The sequence below is a fragment of the Shewanella sp. SM95 genome, from assembly GCF_025653595.1.
Classification (GTDB): domain Bacteria; phylum Pseudomonadota; class Gammaproteobacteria; order Enterobacterales; family Shewanellaceae; genus Shewanella; species Shewanella oncorhynchi.
Genome location: NZ_JAKKSE010000008.1, coordinates 82,154 through 105,132, shown reverse-complemented (window position 1 = coordinate 105,132; position 22,979 = coordinate 82,154). Strand labels below are relative to the sequence as shown.

General features: G+C 46.4%; 17 protein-coding genes. 12 read left to right on the top strand and 5 right to left on the bottom strand.

Going from position 1 to position 22,979, the window contains the following annotated elements:
- Positions 1–14: 14 nt before the first annotated feature.
- The 7 genes from L5M29_RS11060 to L5M29_RS11030 all read left to right on the top strand — a co-directional run bounded on the left by L5M29_RS11060 (position 15) and on the right by L5M29_RS11030 (position 9,977).
- The gene (locus L5M29_RS11060) at positions 15–2,495 is read left to right on the top strand and encodes a S9 family peptidase (RefSeq protein ID WP_263167842.1); all 2,481 of its coding nucleotides are present in this window, start codon (positions 15–17) and stop codon (positions 2,493–2,495) included.
- A gap of 205 nt (positions 2,496–2,700) precedes the next feature.
- The gene (locus L5M29_RS11055) at positions 2,701–3,846 is read left to right on the top strand and encodes an HDOD domain-containing protein (RefSeq protein ID WP_263167840.1); all 1,146 of its coding nucleotides are present in this window, start codon (positions 2,701–2,703) and stop codon (positions 3,844–3,846) included.
- Between the two features lie 54 nt (positions 3,847–3,900).
- Positions 3,901–4,812: an alpha/beta hydrolase gene (locus L5M29_RS11050; protein WP_219251059.1), complete on the top strand. Its 912-nt coding sequence runs from the start codon at positions 3,901–3,903 to the stop codon at positions 4,810–4,812.
- A gap of 308 nt (positions 4,813–5,120) precedes the next feature.
- Complete coding sequence (locus tag L5M29_RS11045; protein WP_263167839.1) at positions 5,121–6,338, top strand: aspartate aminotransferase family protein; 1,218 nt, start codon at positions 5,121–5,123, stop codon at positions 6,336–6,338.
- 127 nt (positions 6,339–6,465) lie between these two features.
- Positions 6,466–7,485: an arginine N-succinyltransferase gene (gene astA, locus L5M29_RS11040; RefSeq protein ID WP_263167838.1), complete on the top strand. Its 1,020-nt coding sequence runs from the start codon at positions 6,466–6,468 to the stop codon at positions 7,483–7,485.
- 9 nt (positions 7,486–7,494) lie between these two features.
- Entirely contained in the window at positions 7,495–8,964 is a 1,470-nt protein-coding gene (gene astD, locus L5M29_RS11035) for a succinylglutamate-semialdehyde dehydrogenase (RefSeq protein WP_263167837.1), read from the top strand.
- A 209-nt stretch (positions 8,965–9,173) separates the two neighbouring features.
- Positions 9,174–9,977 carry a DUF1338 domain-containing protein gene (locus L5M29_RS11030; protein WP_212599655.1) on the top strand — a complete coding sequence of 268 codons (804 nt, stop codon included), beginning with the start codon at positions 9,174–9,176 and terminating at the stop codon, positions 9,975–9,977.
- A gap of 102 nt (positions 9,978–10,079) precedes the next feature.
- On the opposite strand, the gene L5M29_RS11025 is transcribed toward L5M29_RS11030, so the two are convergent.
- The 4 genes from L5M29_RS11025 to crp form a co-directional block, all read right to left on the bottom strand.
- Complete coding sequence (locus L5M29_RS11025) at positions 10,080–11,408, bottom strand: ATP-binding protein (protein WP_113939137.1); 1,329 nt, start codon at positions 11,406–11,408, stop codon at positions 10,080–10,082.
- Positions 11,405–12,079, bottom strand: a complete 675-nt coding sequence (locus L5M29_RS11020) for a response regulator transcription factor (protein WP_131523983.1) — start codon at positions 12,077–12,079, stop codon at positions 11,405–11,407. The genes L5M29_RS11025 and L5M29_RS11020 overlap by 4 nt, the downstream gene beginning before the upstream one ends.
- Positions 12,060–12,407, bottom strand: coding sequence for a PepSY domain-containing protein (locus L5M29_RS11015; protein ID WP_263167834.1), 348 nt, complete (start codon positions 12,405–12,407; stop codon positions 12,060–12,062). Before L5M29_RS11015 ends, L5M29_RS11020 begins: the two co-directional genes overlap by 20 nt.
- Before the next feature lie 82 nt (positions 12,408–12,489).
- On the bottom strand, positions 12,490–13,125 hold the full coding sequence (crp, locus tag L5M29_RS11010) for a cAMP-activated global transcriptional regulator CRP (protein ID WP_006080082.1): 636 nt from the start codon (positions 13,123–13,125) through the stop codon (positions 12,490–12,492).
- A 431-nt stretch (positions 13,126–13,556) separates the two neighbouring features.
- Between crp and L5M29_RS11005 the strand changes: the two genes are divergently transcribed.
- A complete protein-coding gene (locus L5M29_RS11005) occupies positions 13,557–14,336 on the top strand; it encodes a tetratricopeptide repeat protein (RefSeq protein ID WP_105250260.1) in 780 nt (259 codons plus the stop codon).
- Positions 14,337–14,443: 107 nt separating this feature from the next.
- On the opposite strand, the gene thpR is transcribed toward L5M29_RS11005, so the two are convergent.
- The gene (thpR, locus tag L5M29_RS11000) at positions 14,444–14,995 is read right to left on the bottom strand and encodes an RNA 2',3'-cyclic phosphodiesterase (RefSeq protein ID WP_263167832.1); all 552 of its coding nucleotides are present in this window, start codon (positions 14,993–14,995) and stop codon (positions 14,444–14,446) included.
- A 200-nt stretch (positions 14,996–15,195) separates the two neighbouring features.
- On the opposite strand from thpR, the gene L5M29_RS10995 reads away from it, so the two are divergent.
- From L5M29_RS10995 to L5M29_RS10980, 4 genes are all read left to right on the top strand, one after another.
- Complete coding sequence (locus L5M29_RS10995; protein WP_198571945.1) at positions 15,196–17,415, top strand: putative bifunctional diguanylate cyclase/phosphodiesterase; 2,220 nt, start codon at positions 15,196–15,198, stop codon at positions 17,413–17,415.
- Between the two features lie 104 nt (positions 17,416–17,519).
- A complete protein-coding gene (hrpB, locus tag L5M29_RS10990) occupies positions 17,520–20,090 on the top strand; it encodes an ATP-dependent helicase HrpB (protein WP_263167830.1) in 2,571 nt (856 codons plus the stop codon).
- 91 nt (positions 20,091–20,181) lie between these two features.
- Positions 20,182–22,500 (top strand): penicillin-binding protein 1B, encoded by a 2,319-nt coding sequence (gene mrcB / locus L5M29_RS10985; protein WP_168827694.1) that lies wholly within the window; start codon positions 20,182–20,184, stop codon positions 22,498–22,500.
- A 159-nt stretch (positions 22,501–22,659) separates the two neighbouring features.
- On the top strand, positions 22,660–22,938 hold the full coding sequence (locus L5M29_RS10980) for a peptidylprolyl isomerase (protein WP_006084190.1): 279 nt from the start codon (positions 22,660–22,662) through the stop codon (positions 22,936–22,938).
- Positions 22,939–22,979 lie beyond the last annotated feature (41 nt).

Below are 22,979 nucleotides of genomic sequence, written 5' to 3'. Positions count from 1 at the left end.
AAAAGGAAGGATAAATGAGAAGCGTAATGCGAAATTTGGGTTTTAGTGCGTTAGCGGTTGCCGTATTGGCTGGGTGCGCAGCGACATCGACTGAAACTGCAACTCCCGTAATAGCTCCGCCAGCATTCCAAGTTCCCTTAGCCCAACCGCCACAAGTTTCACAGGCGCTTACGCTTAATCAAATTATGGCAAATCCTGATTGGATGGGGATCTTTGCCAAAGAGGCTTACTGGAGCGACGATAGCCAAAGCGTGCTGTTTGCCCGCCAAGCGAGTACTTCACCTCTGCGTAGCTATTATCAGCAAGGCATCAATGACAGCCGCGCCGTCGAGCTAGCTCTCGATAAGTTACATGCCGCAGATCAGCAGTTTGGTGTGTTTGATCGCACTAAGTCCCACAAGGCTTACCTATATCAAGGCAACATTTTTGTTAAGCAATTAAGCACGGGTAAGATCAGCCAATTGACTCGCCAGCGCACCGCCATCGATGGTGTGCGTTATCTCAATAATGGCGATATTGCCTATTGGCAGGGCGACAATGTTTTCCAAATTCATCAAGATTCAGGCTTAGTCGAGCAACTTGCTGAAATTAAAATGGCGAAAGCGCCAGAAGGTGTAAAAGAGCCGACGTCTTATATTGCGAAACAACAGCACAGATTGATTCAGTATGTAGCGCTGCAGCAAGAAAATGCTAAAGCTAAAGCGCAGTACCAAGATGAATTACAAAAAAACGATCCAACGCTCGCCGCCAGCACTTGGTATTTAGGCGATAGCGAAGTGGTGTCAGAGCTGAGTTTATCACCCGATGGCCGCTATATTTTAGTCGCGCTTACAGATAAAAATTACACAGGTAGCAGCGAACACGACATCATGCCTAATTACTTAGGTAGCGAAGGTTATATCGACCCAGTGCCAGTGCGCGCGCGCGTGGCTGAAGATACGCCACCAGGGCAACGTTTTGTTGTGCTTGATTTAAACCAACATAAAAAAGTCGATATCACAATCGAGGGCCTTACTGGTTTTGATGAAGATGTGCTAGCCAAAGTGAAAGCTGAAAATGCTAAAGCGAAAGGCGAAACTTATCAAAGCACTAAATCGCCACGTAAAATTCAGTTGATGCAGGATTGGGGCTGGACTCAGAGTGCGATTCAATGGCATGAGTCGGAAAATAAATTAGCCCTGATGCTAGAAGCCACCGATAACAAAGATCGCTGGATCGCCAGTGTCGATCTTGCTAAGGGTAAATTCATTACCGAACATCGTTTGCATGATGATGCATGGGTGAATTACGACTACAACCAATTCGGTTGGTTACCGGATACGGATACCTTGTATTACTTGTCAGAAGAGTCCGGTTATTCGCAGCTTTATATTAAAGCTCAAGGCGAAAAGCCGCGTGCGTTAACCCAAGGCAAGTTTGTGGTGAGTGATATTACGCTGTCACCGGATGCCAATTACATCTATTACAAAGCGAACCAGAGTCACCCCGGCATTTATAACGTTCACCGCGTGAATCTTGCCACAGGTAAAAATGAGCAACTAACCCAGTGGGATGGCAACTTAGATTACAGCTTAAGCCCCGATGGCACTCAGCTATTACTCAATGCTTCGCGCCGCACACAGCCTAATGAGCTTTATGTTCAACCCATTGGCGGCGAGTTAAAGCAGCTGACGTCTTATACCAGTGATGCCTTCAAAAATTACCCATGGCAAGCGCCAGAAGTGGTAGCAGTACCTTCAAATCATGGTGCTGGCAATGTGTACGCTCGAGTTTATCTGCCGCAAGGCTATGATAAGTCCCGCGCTGAGAAATACCCTGCGGTGATTTTCAACCACGGCGCAGGTTATCTGCAAAATGCTGACTATGGCTTTAGCGGTTACTTCCGCGAGTTTATGTTCCACAACCTGCTGACTCAACAAGGTTATGTTGTGATGGACATGGATTACCGTGGCTCTAAAGGTTACGGCCGAGATTGGCGCACCGCTATTTATCGCAATATGGGTCATCCAGAAGTGGAAGACTTAAAGGATGGCGTGACGTGGATGGCGACTCATACCCATGTCGATACTAAGCGTGTCGGGACTTATGGTGGCTCTTACGGTGGGTTCTTAACCTTCATGTCTTTGTTTACCGCGCCAGACTTGTTCCAAGCTGGAGCTGCATTGCGTCCTGTGGCGGACTGGGCACATTATAATGCGCCTTATACCTCTAATATCTTAAATACGCCTGATGTCGATCCTATCGCCTATGAGCGCAGCTCTCCTATTGAGCATGCCCAAGGATTAACGAAACCACTGCTTATCATGAGTGGCGTAATGGACGACAACGTTTTCTTCCAAGACAGTGTGCGTATGGTACAGCGCCTCATTGAACTGGAAAAACCAACCTTTGAAATGGCGATTTATCCTGTTGAGCCCCATGGTTTCCGTCAACCTTCTAGCTGGTTAGATGAATACCGCCGCATCTATAAGTTATTTGAACAAGAACTCAAATAATTCAGTTCGATTTCTTTTAAAGGTCTCCTAGTCGAGGCCTTTTTATTGGGTAACTGACTAGGAAATATCCGATATAACTCTTTGTTTGCGTTCTGCGACTTTGCATTATTGCTAAGATTAAGTGTATGTGCTGAAATTGTAATGATTTTGAGAGTTTGATTGTGTTGACGTCACTCGGGCATTAGCGATATAGGAAAGATTCATAGTGGCGATTTCGGTTGCGGGCGGTGTAAGACCCGGCAAAATTATAGAGATAGAGCACAGACTCTATCAACAATTGATCCTCGGAAAGCAAAAAGCGAGCCCGACTCTTTTGGATGAACTCGACCTTGAATTAGAGGCCGATGCAAATAAGTTAGATGTTGAACGCGAAGCGATTTTGGTGCGTTTGATGAAACAAATTAAAGCTAAAGAAGTGTTTGAAGCCGTGTCGAGCCAGCTGCATGAAACGGTCAATAACGCCATCGATCATCAACTCGCGTCCCCCGAACTGGTTCTGGCTAAGTCAGACATCAATGAGTCGCAAATCCTCTTGCTGGAATTATTGCTGGCAAAAAATCTCGATGCAACGCGATTAAGGCCACTGATCAGTAACTTAAGTTGGTTGTGCCGCGACTTAACTAACATGGTCAACAGCCCATCTTTTCGCGCTCGCCGGTCTCAGAGCTCAGATGTGCGGGTCACTGATATCAAATTAGTGATGAATTACATCGGTATCGAAAACCTTCGCACCATTATCCCTTACTTTTGTTTGCGAAATTGGCTTCCTAGTGGCAATGCTAAGTTGTTATGGACTACCCGTAAATTATGGCGCTACAGCATAGTCAGTGGCATAGCGGCCAATGCTTTAGCTCAGCTTCATAATACTGACTCAGCCTTGGTTTATAGTAGTGCCTTACTTAATCAGTTAGGTACATCCGTTGTATTGAGTTTAAGTGCCCGTTTATTCGACCAAACATGGGGATCTTGGATAAGAGAAGCCAGTAGCAGCCGTGATAAGGAAGTGTATGATGCAGTGATTGCCACTGAGTTTCCTGCTAAGGCCGTGTTTGAACAAGTGTTAAGCCATGGCCTTAAACTTAATTGGCAATTATTAGAGTTACTTAAGTTTGAAGCGAGTCCCTTAACTCGGTTGTTAAAGGAGTTAGACCGAACCTTAAGCTATCGAGAATTGTCGCCTCAGTCGGCATTAGTCGCGCGGGCAAACTGTTATGCTAAGGTGATATTACTCGAAGAAATGCGTCAAATCGATCCCCAAGAAAAGCGCTTAATGTTTGATTATTATGAGTTAACTGAGCAAGAAGTACTGCGCTTAAAAGCACAAAACTATAGGAAGTTAGATCTGCTGTAATCCACGGTCTGCTACGTAGCGCCATGATTGCGGCGTTTAAGTAGAGGAAGGGATATGCCAAGCTGGCAAGCATCTGTACTAAATACCATTTTATCCTATGTCGCTAGGCCATCCATCAGTCGTGGACAGGCCAAAATGCCCTTAGCGCAAGTGCGTGAAAAGTTGCTTGAGCTTGATAGACGCTGGCTCCCTTGGCCGGATAAGTTAGTCAGCGCTACCATCCCCTTACAACACTCAAACTTGTTACATTATGTGCTTCTCAACGAACCTCCTCGCCTTGGAAATCTATTTTATATCCGTGGCGGAGGCTTCTGTTTTAAAACGCCCCATGCCCATGCAAGACTGGTCGCAGATATCTGCCAGCGTTGTCAATTAGATGCTTATATTCCGGATTATCGTCTCGCACCTGAGTATCCTTTCCCCGCGCCATTTGATGATGTACTTGAAGCCTATAGACGGTTAATTGAGCTGAAAGGCACGGAGAATTTGATCCTCATGGGTGACTCGGCGGGCGGCAATTTAGCACTGAGTTTGTTGCTGGAATTAAAACGTTTAGCCCTGCCTTTACCGACCGCCTGTATCTTGCTATCGCCCGCGTTAGACTTAGCGCTTACGGGGGATACTGAGTTGATACTCGCAGCCGACGATCCCTTCTTCACCATAGAGGCATTGCTGCGCTTACGTGGCGCTTATCTTGCTGGGGCCGATCCTATGTCGGCAAAAGTTTCCCCCTTACAAGGGAACTTGGTAGATCTGCCGCCCATCTTAGTGATTGCGGGTACGCGGGAGTTATTATTACAGGATTCTGAACGTTTAGTCGCCCAAATAAAAGCCTGTGGTGGTGAAATAACGGGCTGCTTTTACCCTAACATGCCCCATGTGTTTCCTCTGTTCAATTTATTACCCGAAGCCCTTGAAGTGAGGTCGAAAATTGGTCATTTTGTGCTTTCACACTTGATTCGTTAAAATGGTGTAGTTATTCACATTCAGTGAATAGCTAGCAAAATGTGGGGTAAATAACTTTTTTTCTGACTAATTATGCTGCAAGCCACGGGCTTAACCGCTTGTATAGTTCTTAAACTGCAATCTTTATGCACTTTGGGTGGAAGTGCGTGGATTGATGTTTGTGAAAAACTGGTATTTTGATCACATTTTCGCTAATAATGGTTATTAATAGACACAAGCAATCCCAGTATCACTAACTCTAGATAAAGATACCTATGGGACTCTGACGGTGCAAGGCGCCGTTACACAAACACAAAGGACGAAGAAGAATGAGCGTTGATATGAAGTTGGACCGTGCCCAGTTTGACGCAGTGATGGTGCCTAATTATGCGCCTGCTGCCGTGATCCCTGTTCGTGGCGAAGGAAGCCGAGTTTGGGACCAAGAGGGCAACGAGTTTATCGATTTTGCTGGCGGTATTGCGGTAAATTGCTTAGGTCACTGTCATCCAGCCCTTGTGAATGCCCTAAAGACACAAGGTGAAAAATTATGGCATCTGTCAAACGTAATGACGAATGAGCCAGCCTTAGCATTAGCGACTAAATTAGTTAATAGCACGTTTGCCGACAAAGTGTATTTTGCCAACTCTGGCGCCGAAGCCAACGAAGCCGCATTAAAACTTGCCCGTCGTTATGCCTTAGAAAAACATGGCGTTGAGAAAGATGAAATCATAGCGTTCGATAAAGCTTTCCACGGCCGTACATTCTTCACCGTCAGTGTCGGTGGACAAGCTGCCTATTCCGATGGCTTTGGTCCTAAGCCGCAGAGCATTACTCACCTGCCATTTAACGATGTTGTCGCCTTAGAAGCCGCAGTAACCGATAAGACTTGCGCCATCATGCTTGAGCCGCTGCAAGGCGAGGGCGGTATTATCGATGCCGATCCTGCATTCCTAAAAGCCGTGCGTGAATTGGCTAATAAGCACAATGCACTAGTGATTTTTGATGAAGTCCAAACGGGTGTGGGCCGTACTGGTGAACTTTACGCTTACATGGGTACTGAAATCGTGCCTGACATCTTAACCACAGCTAAAGCGCTCGGTGGTGGTTTCCCTATCGCAGCTATGCTGACAACGGCTGAGATTGCCGAGCATTTAAAAGTGGGCACTCACGGTTCTACCTACGGTGGTAACCCATTAGCCTGCGCTATCGGTAATGCTGTGTTAGATGTAGTGAATACACCTGAAGTGTTAGATGGCGTAAAACATCGCGAGCAGTTATTGCGTGATGGTTTGAACAAAATCAATGAAAAATATCATGTTTTTTCAGAAGTACGCGGTAAAGGTTTACTCTTAGGGGCCGTTCTTAATGAACAATACCAAGGTCGTTCACGCGACTTTTTGGTGGCCTCTGTCGCTGAAGGCTTAATGAGCCTGATGGCGGGTGCTAACGTGGTGCGTTTTGCTCCTTCTCTGGTGATCCCTGAGGCAGATATTGCTGAAGGTCTAGCTCGTTTTGAACGTGCTGTGGCGAGCATAGCTGCCGCCTAAATGACCAAAGGAGTGCTGAATTTATTCGCACTCCTTTTTTGTCAGGGAATACTTACCTGCATCACTGCCTGTCTTTTTAAAGAGAGGTGCCTTGATGCACGGTAAGCCAAAGTGAGGAGACACTAAGATGTTAATCATACGTCCTATTCAGGCTGGCGATTTTGAGGCCTTATATCAAATTGCCGAAGAGTCTGGTCATGGTTTTACGTCATTACCTGTGAATGCGGATTTACTCAGGCATAAGATTGCTCGGGCCGAAGCCTCATTCGTCAAAGCCGTAGAGACTCCCTTCGATGAAGGTTATCTGATGGTGCTGGAAGATACCGATACCGGTGAAGTGGTGGGAACGTGCGCCATCGAAGCGGCGGTGGGAATGGAAGATGCGTTCTACCATTATCGACTCGGTACCGAAGTCTATCATTCTGAACAAATTGATGTGCGTAACGAGGTCGAAACACTCACCCTTTGCCATGACTACACTGGTGCTGCTGAGATGTGCACGCTGTTTTTGCGTGAAGCATATCGCAAGGGCAACAATGGCCGTATGTTATCCCGCAGTCGATTTCTGTTTTTAGCTCAACATGCGAAGCGTTTTGGCGAAACTGTGATTGCCGAAATGCGCGGTGTAAGCGATGCCGAGGGGCATTCACCTTTTTATGGTTGGTTGCAAAAACACTTTTTGGGCATAGATTTTATTCAGGCGGATTATCTTTCTGGCTTAGGTAAAAAGGCATTTATGGCCGAAATGATGCCACGAAATCCTGTCTACGTTTGTCTGTTGCCGGAAGAAGCGCAGAAAGTGATTGGCGAAGTGCATACCAATACCCGTCCTGCATTAAGTCTGCTGCAGGCCGAAGGTTTTAGATGCCGCGGTTATGTGGATATTTTTGATGGTGGTCCAACTGTTGAGTGTCGTTTATCGGACATTCGCGGCGTGCGTGAAAGCCGTTTATTAACCGTCGATATTGGTGACATGGTCGAAGCCGACACTCAATTTATTATCTCAAATACCCAATTAACCAATTACCGAGCGACGTCTGCTGCATTGGCCGTGGACGACAAATCCGAACATATCATCATTAGCCCTGAGCTGGCCGCGGGTTTGCTACTCGCAAAAGGCGATCAAATCCGTATTTTGGCAATGTAGGAATAACCAATGACACATTATATTCAAGGCCAGTGGCATGCTGGCAAAGGTCATGACGTGACCTCAATTAACCCTGCCAATGCACAATCTATTTGGACTGGTAAAACGGCCACTGCAGAACAAGTTAATGCCGCCGTTGATGCTGCGCGCGCCGCACAGTTTGATTGGTTTATGTTAGGTTTCGATGCGCGTTTAGCCATAGTTGAAGCGTATCGCACCCAACTCGAAGCCAATAAAGCTGATCTAACAGAAACGATTGCCCAAGAAACGGGTAAACCTCAGTGGGAAACCGCGACTGAAGTCGGTGCCATGATAGGCAAAATTGCTTTATCGGCTGCGGCTTACAATAAACGTACGGGCACAGAAGCCAACGATACGCCAGCAGGGCGTGCGGTTATCCGCCATAAGCCCCACGGTGTTGTGGCGGTGTTCGGTCCTTACAACTTCCCTGGTCATTTGCCGAACGGCCACATAGTCCCTGCGCTGCTGGCTGGGAATACCGTGATTTTTAAACCTTCAGAGCTCACGCCTAAAGTTGCTGAGCTGATGGTTAGCCTATGGGATAAAGCGGGTCTGCCTGCTGGCGTGCTTAACTTAGTCCAAGGTGAGGTGGATACGGGTAAAGCACTGGCTTCTCACTCGCAGCTCGATGGTCTGTTCTTTACCGGCAGCTCACGCACGGGTCATTTTTTACATCAACAATATGCCGGTCATCCGGGCAAGATTTTAGCACTTGAGATGGGTGGCAATAACCCACTGATCATTAAAGGTGTGCAGGATATTAAAGCTGCCGTGCACGATATTTTGCAGTCGGCTTATATCTCCTCTGGTCAACGTTGTACTTGTGCGCGCCGTCTATATGTAGAGCAAGGCGAGCAGGGCGAGCAGGGCGATGCCTTGATTGCCATGTTAGCCGCTGCGGTCAAACAGATTAAAGTTGGCCCTTGGAACGCGCAGCCACAACCTTTTATGGGCTCAATGATTTCTGAAACTGCTGCTAAAGGTATGGTTGCGGCGCAGACGAATCTGCAGAATTTGGGCGGCGTGTCGTTAGTCGAGTTAACCCATCTAGAAGCGGGTACGGGCTTAGTCTCTCCTGGCCTTATCGATGTGACGGCTATTGATGTCTTGCCGGATGAAGAATACTTCGGACCTCTGCTACAGCTAGTGCGTTATAGCGATTTCGATCAAGCGATCAAATTGGCTAACCAAACGCGTTATGGTTTGTCAGCGGGTTTACTGGCCGATAGCCGTGAAGATTATGACTATTTCCTCGCGCGCATTCGTGCAGGGATTGTTAACTGGAATAAACAAATCACTGGCGCATCGGGCGCGGCACCTTTTGGTGGCGTAGGTGCATCGGGTAACCACAGAGCGAGTGCTTTCTATGCCGCCGATTACTGTGCTTATCCGGTCGCTTCGGTCGAGGCTGATGCCGTGAGTTTACCCGCGACATTAAGCCCAGGTTTGAGCTTGTAAGCGGGTAGAGATTTAACTCTTATGTGGTAAAGAATATGTGGGAAAGAGGAGGAAGGACTAATGTTCTTCCTTTTTAATAACAAGCAGTAACGTTACTTGAGTTTCTACTGTGGGTATGTGTGACGCTACAACAGTGGCATTTAGGTCGTTACATTTAGTGTTCGCGGCAAAATAACAGCAATAACCGCAGCACAATAAAAGGAGTTTTTATGCATACCGACATCAACGCGTTATTTGCCGCCCTGTGGCAAGACTATATTCAAATGACCCCTTCTGCGGCAAAAGTGCACGCGTTGTTGGGTCATGGTAAGCCGATTATCAACGACCATATTGCCCTGCGTACTTTCAATATCGCTAAGGTGAATTTGGACGTGCTAGCTAAGCATTTCACTTCGTTAGGTTATGTACCTTGCGGTGATTATAAGTTTGAACAGAAAAAACTGATCGCTAAGCATTTTGAACATCCAGATTCGACTCAGCCTAAAGTGTTTATCTCTGAGCTGTTGGTTGAAGAATTTAGCCCTGCGTTGCAAAAAACTATTCAAGGCTTAATCGCCCAAGTGGACGCTGCAGCGACTACCGCTGACAACTTTATTTACTCAGGCCGTCATTGGTCTTTAGATGCTAAAACCTATCAGGACTTATTAACTGAGAGTGAATATGCAGCTTGGGTAGCGGCTTTTGGTTATCGCGCTAACCATTTCACTGTGTCTATCAATCACCTCGATGGTTTTGAGACTTTAGAGTCAGTGAATGAAGCTCTGAAGCAAGCGGGCTTTGTGCTCAATAGTTCAGGTGGTGAGATCAAAGGTTCGCCAGAAGTATTATTAGAACAGTCTTCGACTATGGCCGATAAAATTGGTGTTGAATTTACTGACGCGACAGTGGAAATCCCAAGCTGTTTCTATGAGTTTGCGCTACGTTACCCTATGGCTAATGGCGAGCTCTACACAGGCTTTGTGGCGGCGTCTGCCGACAAGATTTTTGAAAGCACCAATGTGAATAAAGCCTAACGTCCTCAAATTGCTTTCTGCATAAAAAAAACGCCATCAATTCGATGGCGTTTTTTATGGATATTTCAAACAAGGCATTTAATACGATTGGCATAGCCTGGGCTAGCTAAAGGTCAGCTCGATCCTCAATCCACCTAAGCGAGTGCTGTGATTAAACTGCAGTTCAATCTCGTATTGCTCGGCAATTTCTTTCACTATTGATAATCCTAAACCGTGACCCATCACTGACTCATCAAGCCTTGTTCCTCTTTGTGTGAGCTTATCTAGCTCATCATCAGCAACCCCTGGACCATCATCATCGATACAAAGGCAGAGACGCTCTTGCTGACGCGATAGCTGAATGCTGACTCGGCTCTGGGCCCATTTAAAGGCGTTGTCTAGCAGGTTGCCTAAGAGCTCCATGCCATCTTCTCTGTGAATAGGCAGTCTGAGAATATTGGGATCGAGTTCGAAATTGCATTCAATGGATTTATTGCGGTGAACCTTATTTAGCGTGTTGGCTAGGCTATGTAAATCCCTAGGGATAACCAATTGCGCTGCGGGGAGCATGTCGCCAGTGATCCTCGCCGCAGCCAGTTTACGCTCGACCATCTTGTGAATCGAATCAAGTTGCTGCTGCAGGGCAATGGCAGTTTCAGGATCTTTGAGGCCAAGAGCTTCAACCTGTTGCTGCATCACGGCAAGTGGCGTTTTGAGCCCATGGCTCAAATTACCTAAGTTATTGCGGCTACGTTCAATTTGCTTGGCAGTATACTCAAGTAGTTCATTATAGGTTTTCGCTAATGGTTGTACTTCGGGGGGAATATTATTGAGCTCCAGCGCGTTAATTTCCCCTTGTCTTAGCCGAGAAAGCGCGTGCTGTATGTGCTTAACTGGCTTAAAGGATTGACGTAGGATCAAGAATATCCCCGCGATCATAGCAACTAACATCGCCAGATTGACACCAAGCTTAGTGCCATAAACCTCACTAAACACGCGTCTACCGATACTCAAATCTTGCGCAACGGTTAAGGTGGCGCTGACATTGGCACTGCTGGAATTTAATCCCAGTGATAATAACTGCATATCGTTATTTTTTGGCCCTTTAGCTTGCCAGACGCGGGTTTGATTCGGTGCCAGTGGCTCGATATCTAACTGCATATCCCACAGGGAGCGTGAGCGAATCACTTCATTTGGCAGGTTAAGCTGAAAATAACGGCCTGAATAGGCGGGCTTGTAGAAACTGGAAAGCTGGCTTTGATCTATGCTGATCTCCCCATCGTGGATATGGGTTGCCAGCATGATATGTTCGAGATCTTCTTCTAAGCGATTGATAATAGAGTCGTGGAAGGCCTGACGTAGCATGGACTCAAACAGTATCAGTCCAATCACAGTACCTAACACGAGTAAGCCAGTTAACCATAAACTGAGCTTAGTGCGGATCGAGATCATTCAATAATGCCGTGGAAGATGTAACCTTGGCCGCGACGGGTTTCGATTGTGGTTTTACCCAGTTTCTTGCGTAGATGGGTGACATAAACCTCGACCACATTACTCTCTTTTTCATCGTCAAACTGATAGAGCTTATCGGTTAGCTGCGTCTTAGATAACAGCTTCTTAGGTGACATGAGGAAGATTTTTAACAGCCTGAATTCCATTGCTGTGAGTTCATACAGCTGCTCGGCCACTTTTACCGTTTGCTCTGCTTCATCTAAAACCACGCCACCATAACTCAATTGTTTACTTGAGGTGTTTAGACGACCATGTGCACGGTGGATTAAAGCTTGGATTCGGGCCAATAATTCCTGGGCGTGGAAAGGTTTACCTAAGTAATCGTCGGCGCCAGCATTAAAACCTTCTACTTTTTCATGCCATTGGCTGCGGGCAGTCAGCATGATAACTGGAGTGCTGATCCCTTGATTTCGCCAGCCTTCGAGCAGTTCGAGGCCGTTGCCATCGGGCAAACCTATGTCTAAGATTACGCAATCGTATTGGGTTTCTTTGATCAGATAATCGGCTTCAAGCGCTTTGTCTGTAATATCGGTTACATAGCCAGCGAGTTTGAGTTGTTTCTCCAGCTCGGTGACTAGCATTGGGTTATCTTCAACGAGTAACAGTTTCATGTTTTCGACATTCGCTCGGTAGTGCTATTGATTGATCGGCTTGACCATTAGTTGCATCAATACTGAGATTAACGATTTGGCCACGCTGAACTTTGATTTGCAAATCATAGCGCCATTTATGATCTTCTTGATAGAGATGAGCATCAATTAGTTCACCTTGGCAAAATTGGTTCACTACGGCGAGTGTACCGTTTAAGGACAATATTTGCCCAGAGTTAACTAACGCCTTGGCTTGATAATGTTCTAATTCAATAGGTTCGGCATGCAAGATTATTGGATGCACCAGCGTGAATAGGCTGAAAGAACAGATTAAAAACAGCCGTTTCATTTGAGCTCCCCAATAAAAAATGGCCTAGAATTTATTCTAGGCCACTTTAATAAGGCAGGCTTAAATCAAGCTGAAGACTAACTTAACGGGTACCGTATACCACGATTGTCTTACCATGAGCTTGGATCAAATTCTGTTCTTCTAACATCTTCAAGATACGACCCACAGTTTCCCGTGAGCAGCCAACAATTTGACCTATTTCTTGACGAGTGATCTTAATCTGCATGCCATCAGGGTGTGTCATAGCATCAGGTTGTTTAGCCAGATGCAATAGAGTTTGAGCAATACGGCCTGCAACGTCTAAAAATGCAAGGTTACCCACTTTCTGGCTGGTGCTTTGTAGGCGATAGGCCATTTGTGCAGACAGCTTCATCAGAATTTCAGGGTTAACTTGAATTAACTGTCTGAATTTCTTATATGAAATCTCAGCGATTTCACAAGCTTGCTTAGCACGAACCCAAGCGGTACGTTCGGCTTGTTCTTCAAACAAACCTAGTTCACCGATAAAGTCACCTTGATTCAGATAAGAAAGGATCATCTCCTTACCTTCTTCATCTTTAATCAATACCGCTACAGAACCTTTTACTATGTAATAAAGGGTATCTGAGTCTTCACCAGCATGGATAAGAGTGCTCTTTGCAGGGTACTTATGAATGTGACAGTGTGATAAAAACCATTCCAAAGTTGGATCAGGTTTTGGTTTACCAATCAGTGCCATGTGGTGTTCCTCGATTGATTAAAACGAAAGTAAGAATATGCTAATTAAACATTTTACGTCAATTAAACTTACAAAAACTTGATGGAAGTCTTAGTTTAGAATAAGTGAATGAATGCAATTAAACATCTAAAATTAGGGCTTATTTTGCTACTTTAGTGATTTAAGTCAACTAAATCGGTATGAAACTCGCTGGATTCACTTAACTCTGTCGAGTTAATCACATCTTACCAGTCTATTTCAGCAGTTTTATTATAGATTATGAATAAAATATGCCACTAAATTACACAATAACATGTTTCACTTTTTAAATTTGACATTCCATTTGGCTTAGCTTCCCCCCATTATCCTGAGGTTTGTGTGTATTTAGGCTCGACTTATGGGGTTAATTCTGGCTAACTTTGAGGGCAGTTGTTTTTAAGAGAGGTAAGCAAGTGAAATACAGATTATGGGTTTTAGGTGCAGGTTTAAGCTTAACAATAGGGCTGAGCTCTGCGGCGCACGCATTTTCTATCCCGCAGCCAGCTGCTGAACTTGCGGCCAGTAAGTTTGTGCATATTCAGGTGACGGCAGAGCAAGGTGATGCCGATGCTCAATTTTTGCTGGGATTAATGTATCTCTCCGGACGTTTTGTGTCGCAAGAAGTGCCGACTGGATTACATTGGATCTCACTTGCCGCCGAACAACAACATGAAAAAGCGCAGCAAACCTTAGCGGATCTGTCATTTGAAGGCCAATTGATCAAGCGTGACTTGTCAGTCGCTGAGCATTGGTATAAAGCGTTGAGTGAGCAGGGCAGTCGTTGGGCTCAATTCCGTTTAGGCTTTATTTATGCGTCTGGCGGTGACGGTGTGCAGCGCAACTGCGGTAAAGCGGTCGAGCAATTTTCCCAAGTGGGTGATGATGTTGCTTTGGGCAATGTGGCGTGGATTTTAGCAACTTGTCCCGAAGCAGAATATCGTGATGGCAATAAAGCGGTCGAGTTGTCCTTAAAATTACTCAAAGTGAATGAAAACGATCCTACAAATCTTGATAATTTAGCCGCGGCTTATGCGGAGTTAGGCGATTTTGGTGCTGCTATTTCGACGCAGCAGAAAGCGATCGAAGCGTTGAAAATGAATGCTGAAATGACTAAGACTGATGAGTTTATGCTGCGGTTACAAACCTACGAGCAAAAGCGTGCCTATCGCGAAACCTTACGTTTACTCGAATAGGGCTTTCTTCATCATCGCTCTCTAGTTAACTGCTATTTTTATTTTAGTATTGATTCATAAGTTTAAAAATAAAGCCTGAGTGGATACTCGGGCTTTTTGTTTTTGATTTAAGGCTCACCGAGCGCCCAAGAATCTAGGATGTGATATTCGACACCCGTGCTTGTGCTTTTTGAATGGTATAAATGCAAATTATCGGGCGTTAACGTCAGCGTATTCATACCTTTGAGTTGCAATAAAGCCGACTCATCTAGTGTCCATTGTTTTGCTTTTCTAAATAAACTGATGTGCGGGCAAAAGTTGTGCTCATTCCGATGCAATTGCAGTCGGTCAGCAATTTCTTGCGTCTGTTTAGCGAATTGCGCTAACGGAGGCTCAATATCATCGCCTTTCAAGCAACATACTTGCGCATTAGGCCATACATCGAACTGGTTAAGCCGAACGCTAAATCTTGGCTTCACTAAGCGGTCAACCGCATCAAGGAGGGCGATTTTTTGCTCGTTGTTAGCTTGACCCATAAAGCAGAGCGTTAAATGCAAATTGTTGACACTCACCGCTTTCGCCTCAGGATTAAGGTGGCATATCAATTGCTGCTGCAATTCACTTAGATATGCCCTTTGACTATCTGTGGGAGCGAAGCCGAGGAATAGCCTTTGTTGCATCGGTTTATCATCCTTTGGGTGCGCCTAATATGGATTATCTCAGCGAACACTTTGACGTTAAGCGCATTTGAGCGTTAATCTAGCTGTTGAATTTATCAGCTAATTTGTGACTCAAGCAGACGTTTAATTCACTGTGAGCCTATACTTAATGCACGTCGATAATACCTTAAATGGATTTTTAGGTAAGGAAGAGACTTTTCATGTCAGTAGGTTTAGCTAATCCACTCCAACAGGCTTTGGTCAGTATTTTTAGTGAATCCCCGCTAGAAACCTTAGAGCAGAATGTTGACAGAGCGCTTGAGACTATTACTTTGCAACTGCATTGTGACGGGGTATTTGTATTAACCGGAAGCCAGTCACTGGATCGTTTACGCACGCGTAATTTGTATCTAAAACCTCAATTTGCCCAAGGCCAACAGACACGAGTCTGGCCCTTGGCACGAATGCCATTTTTTCGCTCTCTTGTCCGTACTCCGCGTCTATTAAATCTGGCTGATGTGAATACCTTGCCTGCCGATGCTCAGGCTGAGCGAGCTTTATTAAGGGATTGGGATGTCAAGAGTCTATTAGTATTGCCGCCAGTCGTGTTTGGCGAAACCCGTATTGCCTTGGGGGCAGTCAATTGCTCAGAATGTTGTGAATGGAGCGAAGAGTTTATAAGTGAGTTTAATCACGCCGCTGTGATGATTGGCTCTGCGATGGAATTGACGCGTATCGCTTTGAGCATGCTTGCCAGTGAACATAAATACTGTGAAGTATTCAACCAGTTGCCCTTAGCTTGCGCCTTGTTAGATAAGCATGATCAATTGACTATGCTGAATAAAGTCGCTCTGCAAACCCTGCCAATTCAACATGGCTATGATTTATTCGACATGGTGCGTGAGGAAGAACACGCCATGCTAACCGATACCTTACATGTGGTACGAGAAGGTGTGCTCGGCCAAGCTTGGTGTGAATTACCTTTAAAATCAATTCATCAATTAACTTGGTTAAAACTGAGTTTTAGCCAGATTAGCGGCGATAAAGATACTTTAGTCATGATTGCCGAAGATGTCAGTGAAAAGTACCGCTTAGCCGATGAGTTATCCTTCCATGCCAATTATGATGCACTTACGGGTTTACCTAATCGGCTACATTTCGAAGCCCTATTAGAAAACCTACTACATGCCCACGACGATATGCCTATTTGCGTGGCGTTTCTCGATTTAGACCAATTCCAAGTCATTAACAATATCAGTGGCCACCAGGCGGGCGATAAACTGCTTTGCCAAGTCGCATTACGTTTGAAACAGCTCGTACGTAAAGGCGATATAGTTGCCCGTTTAGGGGGCGATGAGTTTGGTATCCTGATGCATTACTGCAATGTGGACTCTGCGAAACAGATTGCTAAGCGGATTTGTACCCAGTTAGCAAATCATGAGTTTATTTGGGAAAGTCGTAGTCACAATGTCAGTGTCAGTATGGGGATTGCTAGGCTAGATAAAAAATCTGCCGATATTTATACCGTCATGAGTCAAGCTGACGCTGCTTGTCGATTGGCGAAGGATCAAGGCCGAAATGGTTGGCATTTATACAGTGCGAGCGATCCTAAAATGAACCGTCTCTACACCGAGATGATGGCCTCTGTAGATATCGTCGGCGCACTCGCGTTAAACCAATTTGAGCTTTATTTTCAAAGCATAGTGCCGTTAAACCGCGAGGAAACTGGCTTACATTTAGAGATCCTACTGCGTATGGTGCAGACTAACGGCACTATAGTGTCTCCTGCTATCTTCTTACCCGCCGCCGAGCGATACAACTTGGCTTCTAAGGTTGATCTTTGGGTGATCGATAATTTGCTCAAGTGGGGTGGTAGTCATTTAGATATTTGGCAGCAATTGGATCTTGTGTCTGTGAATCTGTCGGCAACCTCTTTGGGCGATCATGAGTTTATGAATTGGCTAGAAATGCGTTTGATGGCCGAACCTGAGCTGGTGGATAAGCTTTGCATCGAGATCACAGAAACCGCGGCTGTGAGTCAGCTCGATCAAGCGACAAAGTTACTCGAGATACTTCGTCCACTCAATTGTAAATTAGCCCTCGATGATTTTGGTGCAGGCTTTTCTAGCTTTGCTTACCTTAAGCGCCTCAATGTGGATTTTGTAAAGGTTGATGGCCAATTTGTCGTCAATATTTGCGAAGACTCTGCGGATCAGGCGATCGTAAAATCCATCTGCCAACTTGGTCAAGATATGGGGTTTGATGTGGTTGCTGAATTTGTCGAATCCCAAGAAATAGGGTGGAAATTGCAAGCCTTAGGCGTCGACTATGCTCAAGGTTACGCCATCAATAAACCGATACGCTTAGCTGAACTACAGTCAGGGCTCAGTCAACCTTGGCTCGAAAAGCGTGAGATTTTTGCTCCCTATCCACAGCTGTAATCTTGGGCATGGCAGCCTTGAGCTGTTACTTATGTCAGCACTGACTTGATAATGTTTGCTGTGAAATGGTACTCAAAGCCGATTGTTAGTACACTGACGGCCCTGTGTTGGCCGCTGATGTCTTTTTCTTGAACTCTCTACCTATTCATAGCTTATTAGCACCGCTGCGCGCGGCTTTTTCTCGTCACGCCCAAGTGGTCCTCGAGGCACCGACAGGTGCGGGTAAATCAACGGCGTTACCTTTGGCTATGTTGGATTGGCCAGAAATCAGCGGACGCATTTTAATGCTCGAACCGCGGCGTGTCGCGGCGCGTAGTGTGGCGCACTATATTGCCAGCTGTCGCCAGCAAAAGGTGGGACAAGAAGTCGGCTATCGCGTCCGCGGTGAAGCTAAAATCAGTGCCAATACCCGTTTAGAAATTGTCACTGAAGGCATTCTGACGCGAATGATCCAACAAGATCCCGAGTTAACTGGGATTGGAATGATCATCTTCGATGAAATTCATGAACGTCACCTCACCACAGATTTAGGTCTTGCCCTAGCGCTCGAAGTGCAAGCTTCACTGCGGGACGATTTAAAGATATTAGCTATGTCAGCGACTCTATCAGGTCTTGCCTTAGTTGAACTCATGCCAGAAGCGGTGACCTTGCACAGCGAAGGCCGGAGTTTTCCTGTCGACATCGAATATCGCCCAGTGCCAACTCAGCAGCATTGGATCGATCACCTCGGCCGCTGCGTGCTCGAACTGGTCTCGGCCAGCAGTGTCAGTGTTGATAAAACGGCTGCCAATAATGCCGTTCTCGTGTTTTTACCCGGTAAAGGGGAGATCTTACGATTACAGCAGTTTTTGCGCGAGCGCTTAGCGGACGATGCCTTTTTGATTTGCCCTCTTTATGGTGAACTTTCAGGTGCCGAGCAAGATAGCGCGATCGCTGCAACTATAGATGGCAGGCGCAAAATAGTGCTAGCGACTAACGTGGCGGAATCGAGTTTAACTATTGAAGACATAGGGTTTGTTATCGACAGTGGCTATAAACGACAAGCAAGTTTTAACCCTAAAACCGGTGTCACCCGCTTAGGCTTGAAACGTATTAGCCAAGCCTCGGCGACTCAGCGCAGTGGCCGCGCCGGACGTTTATCAGCGGGGGTGTGCGTTCGCCTGTGGAGCCAAGAAGAACATGGTCGCATGCTCAAGGTCGATGAACCCGAGATCAGCCAAGCGGATCTGGTGGCTATGGCCCACGATTGTGCTTACTGGGGCGCAAAATCCTTTAGCGACTTGATGTTGTTAACGCCGCCACCAAGTGTGCATGAGGCGCTGGCGTGGAAACTGTTACAAGATTTAGGCATGGTCGATACTCAAAATAAACTCACTCCCCACGGTAAAGCGGCCTACGAGCTAGGGTGTCACCCAAGGCTTGCACATATGTTATTGGGCGCAAAAAGTTTGGGCGCAAACAATGGGGGAGTCAATAATGCTAACGAACAAGCAACGCAATTGGGCAGTTTGGCCTGCTTGTTGTCGGGGGTTTTAGAGGCGCGCGGTTTGCCTAAAAAGGGCGCCGATATCATGAATTACCTGCACTTTGCCTGTCATGGACAAGCTGGGCAACAGGCAAAACAGTGGCAGAAAAAGCTAGGATTAGCGGCGGATTTGTCTAAGATAGCGACCCATGCACACCACAGCGATGTGGGGTTATTATTAGCACTTGCTTATCCGGATCGTATCGCTAAGGCCCGCGGTGTTGAGGGCTACCAATTAGCCAATGGTACTGGCGTCGTGCTCGCAGCCGAAGATGCATTGGCACAAACTCCGTGGATGGTGGTGGCGGATTTTCAAGAAACTGAAGGCAGAAACGCTGGGCGGATTTACTTAGCGAGTCAGCTTCAGCCAAGCTTGTTCGACGGCGAGCTAAAAGGTTTGCTGGACATTCATGAGATCTGTGGCTGGGATGAAGCTAAAGGTCGAGTGATTGCGCAGCGCCAATACCAGGTCGGACAAATTTTAGTAAAAGCCGAGACGATTGCTAAGCCTGAGCGCAAGCAAATTGTCGCGGCCTTACTGGGCTATATTCGCCAGCAAGGATTACAAATCCTCAATTGGAACGCTAACTTAGAACAGTTTCAACACAGGCTCAAACTGGCAACTGAGTTTGACGCGGGCAGTGACTGGCCCAAGGTTGATGATGAAGCATTATTAGCGAGCCTAGAAACTTGGCTGGCGCCTTACCTCGAAAATGTGAATAATCTGCCGCAATTAGTTAAGCTTGATTGCTTTGGTTTTGTGGCAAACTGTTTGAGCTGGCAGCAGAAACAGCGACTTGACGAGTTATTGCCAACCTCTTGGCCGTTAGTGACTGGTACCTCTGCGCCAATAGTATACGACGAGTCTGGGCGTGCGCTGCTGCGTGTACGTCTGCAAGAAACCTTTGGCATGGCGCAGAGTCCTATGTTGGCGCAGGGCAAACTAAAGGTGACGATGGAATTACTCTCTCCGGCGCAGCGTCCATTAGCCTTGACGGCAGATTTAGCCAGCTTTTGGCAGGGACCTTATGTGGAAGTTAAGAAGGAAATGCGCGGTCGATATCCAAAACATCTGTGGCCAGACGATCCTGTGAATACACTGCCGACAAAATTTACCAAGAAGAAAACCTTGGGTTTAGCTCAGCCCTAGCACCACGCCGCTGGTTTTATAACATTTTGTTATGAAACACTTTGATTCGCACCACGTTAGCTTTGTGCCTATGGCTGATGTCTTTAAATGCATGAATGATGAAGTAGATATGACAACTAAGACGACAAAAAAATCACCCGCTTCCCGTCGGGCTAATCATGGCCGCGGTTTATTTCGACGAATTTGGTCTATCAGTTGGAAATTAGGCTTGGCTGGATTAGCTGTAGTGACTTTTTACAGCATTTATCTTGATCAAATTATTGCGCAAAAATTTGAAGGCCAAAAATGGCATTTGCCAGCACAGGTGTTTAGTCGTTCTATGGCGCTGTACCCTGGTGCGGCAGTCAGCCATCCGCAAATGATGGCTGAGCTTAAGTTGCTCGGCTATCGCAAAGTCGCTAACCCGCGCCAAGTGGGAGAGTTTTCGGCTTCGAGCACTCGTATTGAATTGTGGCGTCGACCGTTTTTGCATCCAGAAGGCGATCAAGTCGAACAAAGAGTCATGATCAGCTTCGACAGCAATGGCATCAGTTCGGTCACTCGAGTCTCAGACAAGCGTCAACTTGCCGTATTCCACCTTGAGCCAGTATTGCTCGACCGCATTATTACTGGCGACGGTGAAGACAGGCTGTTTGTGCCGACCGAAGAAATGCCAAAGTCGATCGTGCAGGCGTTACTGCTGGTGGAAGATCGTAGTTTTTATGAACACCATGGTGTGAATCCCTTCGCGATTGCGCGCGCGGCTTTTGTGAACATCAGCGCCGGTCGCACTGTGCAAGGTGGCTCGACGTTAACCCAGCAGTTAGCGAAAAACTTTTTCCTTTCGAGTGAGCGTTCCTTGCTGCGTAAGGTTCGTGAAGCCTTAATGGCGGTCATTATTGATTTTCGTTACAGCAAAGACGAAATCCTCGAAGCGTATCTTAACGAAGTGTATATGGGGCAGGATAAATCCCGCGCCGTCCATGGTATGGGGTTGGCCTCACGTTTCTATTTCGGCCGTCCTATCAGTGAGTTGACTATCTCCCAGCAGGCATTCTTAGTGGCTGCGATTAAGGGACCGTCTTACTACAATCCATGGAAATATCCGGATCGTATTCAAGAACGCCGTGATCTGGTATTGCGCTTGTTAATGGATGCGGGGGATTTAACCACGGCTGAGTACAAAGTGGCGGTAGAGTCACCCTTAGGGATCCGTAATCTCAATAAACCAGCACATCAAAAATTACCTTCTTTCTTCGCCTTGGTAAAACAGGAAGTGAACGAGCGTTATGGCGATGCGTTATTAAAGCAATCTGGGGTGAAAATCTATACCACGCTTGATCCTATGGCCCAAGAAGCCGCCGAAATTGCGGTGACTCAAACCCTCAAAAGCTTAGATAAGAGTAATAAATCATTGCAGATTGGTATGGTCGTGACCGACAAATACACGGGCGGTATTGCGGCTATGGTCGGCGATAAAACCCCAGGATTTGATGGCTTTAACCGCGCGGTTGAAATTCGTCGTCCTATTGGCTCGTTAATTAAGCCTTTTGTGTATGCTACGGCTCTGGCACCTAATAGCCAATTTACCTTAGCGACACCTCTTAAAGATCAACCTATTACCTTAAAAAGCGAGCAAGGTAAGACATGGTCACCACAAAACTTTGATAAGAAGTTCAGTGGTCAGGTGCCTTTGTTAACGGCATTGAAAAAGTCGATGAACGTACCGACGGTAAATCTTGGGATTGCTGTGGGTGTGGATGCGGTCGCAACAACATTGGCTAAATCGGGTTGGCAGGAACCGTTAAACGAGTATCCCTCCATGTTACTCGGCGCCGTCAATGGCTCGCCATTAATGGTAGCGCAAGTGTACCAAACCTTAGCTGATAGCGGTGTTTACCGTAAGTTAACCACAGTGACCGCTGTGCTAGATTCTGATAAGAACCCATTGCCAGTGACGCGATTGCCTAAAGAGCAAGCTATAGCACCTGAGACAGATTTCTTAATTCAATTTGCTATGCAGCAAGTGGTGAATACGGGAACGGCGACGCGTTTAGGTAATGCCTTCCCTGGCGTTGGACTTGCGGGTAAGACTGGCACCAGTAACGACAGCCGTGACTCTTGGTTTGCGGGCTTTGATGAGCGTAACGTCGCCGCCATTTGGGTTGGTCGTGACGATAACGGCAAAACCAGTTTGTATGGTAGTAGTGGCGCCATGGCCGTGTATCTTGCCTTCTTAAAGGAACGTCCACCTATTAGTCTGCGCTCAATCCCTGTGAACGGCGTAGTGAAGGGCTTTTTTGACCGAGATACAGGTGTGGCTAAGGAATCCACTTGCAGCAATGTCGATGCGCTTCCGGCATTAGCTGCGACCTATCGTCCAGTGAATAACTGCGGCGACCCTTTGCAGTGGTGGCAGAAAATTTTCTAGGTTAATAGGGTCGATAATGGGCCAATAACGCACTTATGCGTTGGATATTAAACCTTTTAGTCAGTAGAACCTGTGCCGATGGAAGTGGTGTGATCGAGGGCAAACTCGGGGCGCTAATCTTCCCTTTGCACGGGACGTTAATCCAAAGTGAGAAATGACATGTTTAAAACCGCTGCCGCTGTGCATATTTTAGTGAAACACAAAGAACAGGCTGAGGATATTGTTAAGCAGCTGAATAATGGTGCTAATTTTGCTGTGCTCGCTAAGCGTTTTTCCTCTTGCCCTTCGGCCAAAAAAGGTGGCGATTTAGGCGAGTTCAAAAAAGGCCAAATGGTGCCACAGTTCGATAAGGTTGCATTTTCAGGTGAATTACTGGTGCCGCATATAGTGAAAACTAAGTTTGGCTGGCATGTGGTTAAAGTGTTGTATCGCACTTAATACCCCCGTAATAAGCGCATCTTCACCGAACGTTATTTTCG